Annotated in this window: 7 protein-coding genes; 3 read left to right on the forward strand and 4 right to left on the reverse strand. The window is 70.7% G+C overall.

What is annotated here, in order from left to right:
- Positions 1–200 (reverse strand): hypothetical protein (locus CON77_RS07935; RefSeq protein WP_157826875.1); only part of this gene is annotated, 200 nt, incomplete at its 3' end.
- A 115-nt stretch (positions 201–315) separates the two neighbouring features.
- Between CON77_RS07935 and CON77_RS07940 the strand changes: the two genes are divergently transcribed.
- From CON77_RS07940 to CON77_RS07950, 3 genes are read left to right on the forward strand one after another with little or no spacing between them, the layout of a single operon-like run.
- The gene (locus tag CON77_RS07940) at positions 316–1,785 is read left to right on the forward strand and encodes a UbiA family prenyltransferase (protein WP_101048631.1); all 1,470 of its coding nucleotides are present in this window, start codon (positions 316–318) and stop codon (positions 1,783–1,785) included.
- Between the two features lie 17 nt (positions 1,786–1,802).
- Complete coding sequence (locus tag CON77_RS07945) at positions 1,803–2,153, forward strand: DMT family transporter (protein WP_157826876.1); 351 nt, start codon at positions 1,803–1,805, stop codon at positions 2,151–2,153.
- Positions 2,154–2,164: 11 nt separating this feature from the next.
- Positions 2,165–3,718: a glycosyltransferase family 39 protein gene (locus CON77_RS07950; protein WP_101048633.1), complete on the forward strand. Its 1,554-nt coding sequence runs from the start codon at positions 2,165–2,167 to the stop codon at positions 3,716–3,718.
- On the opposite strand, the gene CON77_RS07955 is transcribed toward CON77_RS07950, so the two are convergent.
- From CON77_RS07955 to CON77_RS07965, 3 genes are all read right to left on the reverse strand, one after another.
- Positions 3,693–4,715: an SLAC1 family transporter gene (locus CON77_RS07955; protein ID WP_101048634.1), complete on the reverse strand. Its 1,023-nt coding sequence runs from the start codon at positions 4,713–4,715 to the stop codon at positions 3,693–3,695. The genes CON77_RS07950 and CON77_RS07955 overlap by 26 nt on opposite strands.
- A gap of 13 nt (positions 4,716–4,728) precedes the next feature.
- Positions 4,729–4,956 (reverse strand): YgaP family membrane protein, encoded by a 228-nt coding sequence (locus CON77_RS07960; protein WP_101048635.1) that lies wholly within the window; start codon positions 4,954–4,956, stop codon positions 4,729–4,731.
- Positions 4,957–4,989: 33 nt separating this feature from the next.
- Positions 4,990–7,590, reverse strand: a 2,601-nt coding sequence (locus tag CON77_RS07965; protein ID WP_101048636.1) for an efflux RND transporter permease subunit, incomplete at its 5' end; no start/stop codon positions are given.

A 7,590-nucleotide genomic window follows, 5' to 3' on the forward strand; every position in this document is an offset into this window, starting at 1 on the left:
TGCAGCCGGGCGCGGTCCCACAGGCAGGGCAGGGCGGTGCCCAGTTCGGCCAGGGCCGGCTGGGCGAGCCAGGGCAGCAGCCCGGTGGCCTCGCTGGCCTCGGTCGGGCCCTGCCAGCGCAGGGCCGCCAGGCCACGGTCGGGACCGGCCAGCAACTCGACAAAAACCAGGGGGGGCAGGGGACTGGGGCTGAGGGGCATGGACGGTCGAACGGTCAATCGGGCCGCGCTGCACGCGCAGGTGGTTCATCGTAACCGCAGCAGCGGCAGGGCGGGGCACGGCTGCCTACAATCCAGCATGCCTGGATTTGCCCCGATGAGCACCGCTCTGCCTCCTGCCCCCCCGGTGCCGCTGTACGTGGACCTGGACGGCACCCTGGTGCGCACCGACACGCTGCACGAATCGGTGCTGTTGTTGTTGCGCGCCAGCCCGCTCTACCTGTTGCGCATGCTCTGGTGGCTGCTGGGCGGCAAGGCCGCGTTCAAGCGCAAGGTGGCCGAACACGCCTGCCCCGCGCCCGAGCAGTTGCCTTACACCCCCGCTTTCCTGGACTGGCTGCGCGCGCAACAGGCGCAGGGGCGACCGCTGGTGCTGGCCACCGCGGCCGACGCCCGCATCGCCCAGGCCGTGGCCGGGCACCTGGGGGGCTTTGCCGACGTGCTGGCCAGCAACACCGGGGCCGAACGCCTCAACCTGAGCCGCCAGCACAAGCGCGCCGCCATCGAACAGCACGCCCGGGCGCACGGCCACAGCGCCTACGCCTACGCCGGCAACAGCGCCGACGACCTGCCCGTGTGGGACGGGGCGGCCGAAGCAGTGGCAGTGAACGCGCCCGCCGGGGTGTTGGCCCGCCTGCGCCGGCGGCACCCCCAGGCCCAGGTGTTCGCCGCCGAGCCGACCACCTTGCGCCAGTGGCTCAAGGCCATCCGCCTCAGCCAGTGGGCCAAGAACGGGCTGCTGTTCGTGCCGGTGCTGGCCGCCCACCGCTGGGACGCTGCGGCCTGGTGGCCGGTGGCGCTGGCCTTCCTGGCCTTTGGCCTGTGTGCGTCGGCCACCTACCTGATCAACGACCTGCTGGATTTGCCCAACGACCGCCGCCACGCCCACAAGCGGCACCGGCCGCTGGCGGCGGGGCGCATCGGCATCGCCGCCGCCGTGGGGCTGATGGGGCTGATGTTCCCGCTGGCCTACGCCCTGGCCTGGGCGGTGTCGCCGGCCTTCCTGGCGGCGCTGCTGTTCTACACCGCCGTCACCCTGGCCTATTCCTTCCGCTGGAAGCGGGTGGCGCTGCTCGACGTGCTGCTGCTGTCCGGTCTGTATACCCTGCGCCTGGTGGCCGGCGCGCTGGCGGCCGGGGTGGAGCTGTCGAACTGGCTGCTGGCGATTTCGCTGTTCCTGTTCCTGGGGCTGGCGCTGGTCAAGCGCTGCGCCGAGCTGGAGGAAGTGCTGCTGGACAGCGCCGTGGAGCGCGCCCGTGGCCGCGGCTACCACCAGGACGACCTGCCCGGTCTGCGCGCCATGGGCGTGGCCAGCGGCTTCCTGACGGTGATGGTGCTGGCGCTGTACATCGACAGCCAGAACGGCCGCGAGCTCTACGCCCAGCCTGGCTGGCTGTGGGGCGCGGTGCCGCTGCTGTTGTGGTGGATCATGCGCATCTGGCTCAAAACCGGCCGGCGCGAGCTGCACGGCGAAGACCCGCTGCAGTTCGCCCTGCACGACCGCTTCAGCTGGTGGGTGCTGGCCGGTTTGACGCTGCTGGGCGCGCTGGCGTCCTGGGGGGTGTGAGCGTGGGCGGAAAACTGTTGCCCCTGCTGCTCGCGCTGCTCTGCGTCTGCCTGTCGGCCGGGGCGCAGCTGGCCATGAAGGTGGGCATGTCGGCCCCAGCCGGTGGTGGGGTGGGGGCCACCTACTTGCAGGCCCTGACCAGTCCCTGGGTCTGGTTCGGCCTGGGCCTGTACGGGGTCAGCACCCTGGTTTGGTTGTGGGTGCTGTCGCGGCTCGACGTGGGGCTGGCCTACCCGCTGGTCAGCCTGGGCTTCGTCATCACCCTGGTGGCGGGCGTGTTCTGGCTGGGCGAACCGTGGTCGTGGCCGCGCCTGCTGGGCGCCGGACTGATTGTGATGGGGGTGCTGCTGCTGGCCAGCGACGCCTGAGGAAACGAACGATGAAGCATGTCAACGGCGCTGGGGCGCTTGGGTGGGACGAGGGTCTGCAGCCGGCCCGCCGGGTTTTTGCCGGGATGTTCTGGCTGACGCTGCTGCTCAAGGGGGTGCTGGCCGCCGGCTTCCCCATGACCGGAGACGAGGCCTTTTTCTACCAGTGGGGCGTGTACCCGGCGCTGGGTTACTCCGACCACCCGCCCATGATCGGTTGGTGGCTGGCCGCCTTGCGCCAGGTGAGCGAGCACCCGCTGGCCTTGCGCGCCGCCACGCTGCTGGTGACCAGCGCCATCGCCCTGGGCGTGGTGGACCTGGCCCGGCGCTTCCTGCCGGCCGAGCGCGAGGCCGCGGCCTGGTGGGCGGGCGCGGTCTACCTGGCCATGCCCTGGTCGTGGTTGTTCGTGCTCGTCACCACCGACACGCCGCTGCTGTTCTTCATGGCCTTGTCGGCCTGGGCCTTTCTGCGGGCCGAGGCCGCCGGCGGGCGGCCGGGCTGGTATGCGCTCGCGGGTCTGTTCGTGGGCCTGGCGTTCTTGTCCAAATACTTTGCCGCCTTGCTTGGCCTGGCCTATGCGGTGTACGTGCTGGGCTGGCGCCGCGACCGCTGGTGGGCCCTGCCCTGGATGTTCCTGTTCGCCTTGCCGTCGATCGGGCTGAACCTGTACTTCAACGCCACCCACGGCTGGACGAACATCATGTTCAACTTTTACAACCGCAACGAGGGCAGCCGCTGGCAACTCGGCACCTTCGCGGTGTACCTGGGCATGGCGGTGTACCTGTTCACCCCCTGGCTGTGGTGGCAGGCGGCACGTGCGCGCGGCCGCCCGGTGCCCATGGGCCGGGTGGTGGCGGTGCTGTGGCTCTTCCCCATGGCCATGTTCGCGCTGCTCGGCTTGCGCCGCAGCATTGGCCTGCACTGGGTGCTGGGTTTCGTGCCGCTGTTCGTGTTGTGGGCCGCGTTGCGGCTGGACGTGCCGCGCCTGCGCCGCGCCTGGCGCTGGACGCTGGCCTTGTCGCTGCCGCACCTGCTGGCGGTGGCCGCCGTGGCCTGGGCGCCGCTGGCCTGGTGGCAGGCCACGCCGCTGTACGAGAAGGCCGTGTTCCTGCGCGAGCTGCCGGCAGTGCTGGCCGGCCTGCAGCGCGACCTGCCACCCCACACCCACCTGATGGCCCATGCCTACAGCCCGGCGGCGATCTTGTCGTATTACAGCGGCACGTACGTGCCGGTGTACGGCCTGGGCCGGCACCACGCGCGCCAGGACGACCAGCTGGTGGACTTCCGCGCCTGGGACGGCCAGAACGTGCGCGTGTTGTTCCGCGACCCGGTGGACCCGGCACCGCACCGCGCCTGGTTCGAGCAGGTGCGCGTCGGCCAGTTCGAGGTGGCCGGGGTGACCTACCACACGCTGGATGGCAGCGGCTTCCGCTACGCCGCTTACCGCGACGGCGTGCTGGCCGAGGTGGCGCGCCAGTTCCACGCCTACCCGCAGTGGCTGCCGCTGCTGGGCAGCCCCTTCTGCGAGCGTTACGGTTTCACGGACTGTTCGCCGGCACGATAGCCGCCACCGGCTCCGGCGCCAGCAGCGTGCCCTGGCGCAGACCGCGCACCGTGCCCAGCACCAGGCCCACCACCACCAGCGAGGTGAGGGCCAGCGCCAACAAGCCGGCGGTCTGCAGGGCGGGCAGGCCCTGCCGGTCGGCCAGTTGCAGCGTGAGCGCGCTGAAGGCCGCCAGCGGGAAGGACCAGGCCCAGAACAACAGCCCGAAAGGCTGGGCCACCATGCGCTGACCCTGGGCGCCCACCCACAACAGCGTGAACAGCGCCACGCCCCAGCAGGCCATGGCCAGGGGCAGCGGTGCCTGCAACTGCAGCAAGGCCAGGCCGATGACCGATGGCGGCGCCAGCGCGATGGCCCAGGTGGGCAGCAGGCGGTCGGGCAGGGGGCCGTGGGCCAGGCGCCGGGCCAGCACCAGGGTCAGCACCACGGGCCAGAACAGGGCGCCCACGCCGAACTGGGCCACGGCCCAGACCGGGTGGCCCAGGCCCACACCGGCCAGCGGCGCCACCACATTGCCCACCACCGGCACGAACAGCACCGGAGTCAGGCCGGGCCACAGCCCCCCCGCGGCGGCCTGCGGACCCGTTTGTGGCGCCAGCCAGCGGCCCAGCACCCACAGCGTGGCCCACCACTGCAGCAGGCTGCCGGTCCACCAGACGGCCTGCACCGCCCCACCGCCCAGGCCCAGCGCGTGGGCGCAGGTGGCCAGCAACATCAAGGACACCGGAACGGTCGCCACAAAAGCGTGGCGCACCGGGTGCTGCAGGTCTTCGGCCAGCGCTTGCGGGTGGCGCTGCCAGCGCAGTAAAGAGGCCGCTGCCACGGCCACGAACACCAGCAGCGCCAGCCCGGCCAGCACCAGCGTGCCGCCGGTGGCCATCTCGCCCAGCGCCGGGGTGGCGCTGCGCCAGGCCAGGGCCAGGCCGCACAGGCCCATGACCGGCGAGAACCAGCCCGGTGCCAGAAACTTCAGCGGGGTGGGCGACGCCAGCGTCATGGCCGCGCCCGCCTCAGCAGGACTTGCAGGACTGCGCGCCCTCGGACACGCCCAGCTTTTTCAGGACGATGGCCAGGGGGCAGAAGTTGCTGAAGCCGAACTGGAACAGGTTGGCCCCGACAAAGGCGGTGAAGGCCAGGAACCATTCGTTGACGAACACGGGGCTGGACGGTGCGCCCAGCGCCACCGAAACGAACACGAAAAGGCCGGCGATCACACGGATGTAGCGTTCGACGTTCATGGGGTCACTCCTTCAAAAAAAACGGTGGGGCCATCAGGCCGCTGGCACCGGGTGCCGGTGGCGGTACGCGGCGTAGTACAGCACCGGGATCACCACCAAGGTGAGCAAGGTGGAGACGGCGATGCCAAAGATCAAGGACACGGCCAGGCCGTTGAAGATCGGGTCGTCCAGGATGAAGAAGGCACCCATCATGGCGGCCAGCCCGGTGAGGATGATGGGCTGCGCCCGCACCCCGGCCGACAGCAGCACCGCGTCGGCAAAGGGCAGGCCGCGGGCGGTCTCCTGTTCGATGAAGTCCACCAGCAGGATGGAGTTGCGCACGATGATGCCGGCCAGCGCGATCATGCCGATCATGCTGGTGGCGGTGAACTGCGCGCCCAGCAGGGCGTGGCCGGGCATCACGCCGATGATGGTCAGCGGGATGGGCGCCATGATGATCAGCGGCGTGCGGTAGCTCTTGAACTGCGCCACCACCAGCAGGTAGATCAGGATCAGGCCTACGCCATAGGCCGCGCCCATGTCGCGGAAGGTCTCGTAGGTGATCTGCCACTCGCCGTCCCACTTGACGGCGTACTGCCGGTAGGGGTCGCTGGGCTGGTGGATCCAGTATTCGCCCAGTTCGCCGGCGTTGGGCAGGGCGGCCTGGGACAGGTGCGGCCGGATGCCGAACAGGCCGTACAGCGGCGAGTCGGTGCGGCCGGCCATGTCGCCCAACACGTAGGTCACGGGCAGCAGGTTTTTGGTGAAGTGCGGCTGGTCGATCACGCCGCGCTCCACCGTCACCAGTTCCGACAGTGGCACCATCTGGCCGTTGCCGGCCTTCAGCGGCAGGGCCAGCACGCTGTCCAGCCCGACCTGGGCCTCGCGCGGCAGTTGCAGGCGCACCGGCACCGCGAACTTGGCGTGGCCGTCGTGCAGGTAGGCGGCGTCGCTGCCCGAGAGCGCGGCGTGCACCGTCTGCGCCACCACCTGCACCGGAATACCCAGCGACTCGGCGCGCGCGCGCCGGATGCGCAGGAAGACGCGCGGCGCTTCCTCCTTGAGCGTGGTGTCGATGCCGACGATGTCGGGCGTGGCGGCGAAGGCCTGGGCCACGCGGCGCGCCAGTTCGGCCCGACCGGCTTCGTCCGGGCCATAGACCTCGGCCACAATGGGCGCCAGCACCGGCGGCCCCGGCGGCACTTCCACCACCTTGACGCGGCCGCCGTGCCGCTGGGCGATCTCTTCCAGCGCGGGCCGGTGGCGCTGTGCGATGGCGTGGCTTTTTTCGTGGCGCTCGTGCGCGCCGGCCAGGTTCACCTGCAGGTCGCCCTGCTCGGCGTCGGCGCGCAGGTAGTACTGGCGCACCAGGCCGTTGAAGGTGATGGGGCTGGCGGTACCGGCGTGGCCCTGCACGTGCGTCACCTCGGGCTGCTGGGCCAGGTAGGCGCCCATGTCCTGCAGGGCGGCGGCGGTGCTTTCCAGCGCGCTGCCGGCGGGCATGTCCAGCACCACCTGGAACTCGCTCTTGTTGTCGAAGGGCAGCATCTTCAGCACCACCGCCTGCACCACCGTCAAACCGACCGACAGAAACAGCGCCGCCAGGATGCCGCCCAGCATCAGCCAGCGGTGGCGGGCGCTGCGCAGGAAAGGGGTGAGGAGCCGCGTGAAGGTGCTTTGCAGCGCACCCGTCAGCCGGCTCGGGCCGTGCGCGGCGTGGCCATCGGCTTCCGGGCGCCGGGCCGCCCCAAGGCCGGAAGGCGCCCCCTCGGGGGGCAGCGAAGCGTGGGGGCCTTTGTGCATCAGCTTCAGCGCCAGCCAGGGCGTGACGGTGAAGGCAATGGCCAGCGAGATGGCCATGCCCATGCTGGCGTTGATCGGGATCGGGCCCATGTAGGGCCCCATGAGTCCGGTGACGAAGGCCATGGGCAACAGCGCCGCGATCACGGTGAAGGTGGCCAAAATGGTCGGGCCGCCCACTTCGTCCACCGCGCGCGGGATGACGACCGACAACGGCGCGTCCGGCGTCAATTGCCGGTGGCGGTGGATGTTCTCCACCACCACGATGGCGTCGTCCACCAGAATGCCGATGGAAAAGATCAGCGCGAACAGCGACACCCGGTTCAGGGTGAAACCCCAGGCCCACGAGGCGAACAGCGTGGCGGTGAGGGTGAGCACCACGGCGGCGCCGACGATCACCGCCTCGCGCCGGCCCAGGGCCAGGCCGACCAGCACGATCACGCTGCCGGTGGCAAAGATCAGCTTCTGGATCAGTTTGTTGGCCTTGTCGGCGGCGGTCTGGCCGTAGTCCCGGGCGATGGCCACCTGCACCCCCTCGGGGATGACGGTGTTGCGCAGCGCGTCCAGCCGCGCGCGGGCGCCGGCGGCCACGTCCACCGCGTTCTCGCCGGGTTTCTTGGTCACGGTGACCGTCACCGCCGGGTAGTGCTGGCCGACCACGGCACCGGGCACGGCGGCGTCGGCCGGGCCGGGGGTGTGCCACAGGTAGCGCTGCGGCAACTGGGCGCCGGCTTCCACCTGGGCCACTTCGCGCAGGTAGATCGGGCGGCCCTGGTGCACGCCCACGACGATGTCGCCCACGTCCTCGGCCGAGCGCAGGAATTCGCCGGTTTCCACGCTCAACAGATCGCTGCG

The organism is Macromonas nakdongensis (genome assembly GCF_002837145.1).
Lineage (GTDB): Bacteria > Pseudomonadota > Gammaproteobacteria > Burkholderiales > Burkholderiaceae_C > Macromonas_B > Macromonas_B nakdongensis.

Bases quoted from the DNA above. Each gene is read 5' to 3' on its own strand.
- CON77_RS07960 (WP_101048635.1), bottom strand. From the start codon at position 4,956: ATGAACGTCGAACGCTACATCCGTGTGATCGCCGGCCTTTTCGTGTTC.
- CON77_RS07955 (WP_101048634.1), bottom strand. From the start codon at position 4,715: ATGACGCTGGCGTCGCCCACCCCGCTGAAGTTTCTGGCACCGGGCTGG.
- CON77_RS07950 (WP_101048633.1), top strand. From the start codon at position 2,165: ATGAAGCATGTCAACGGCGCTGGGGCGCTTGGGTGGGACGAGGGTCTG.
- CON77_RS07940 (WP_101048631.1), top strand. From the start codon at position 316: ATGAGCACCGCTCTGCCTCCTGCCCCCCCGGTGCCGCTGTACGTGGAC.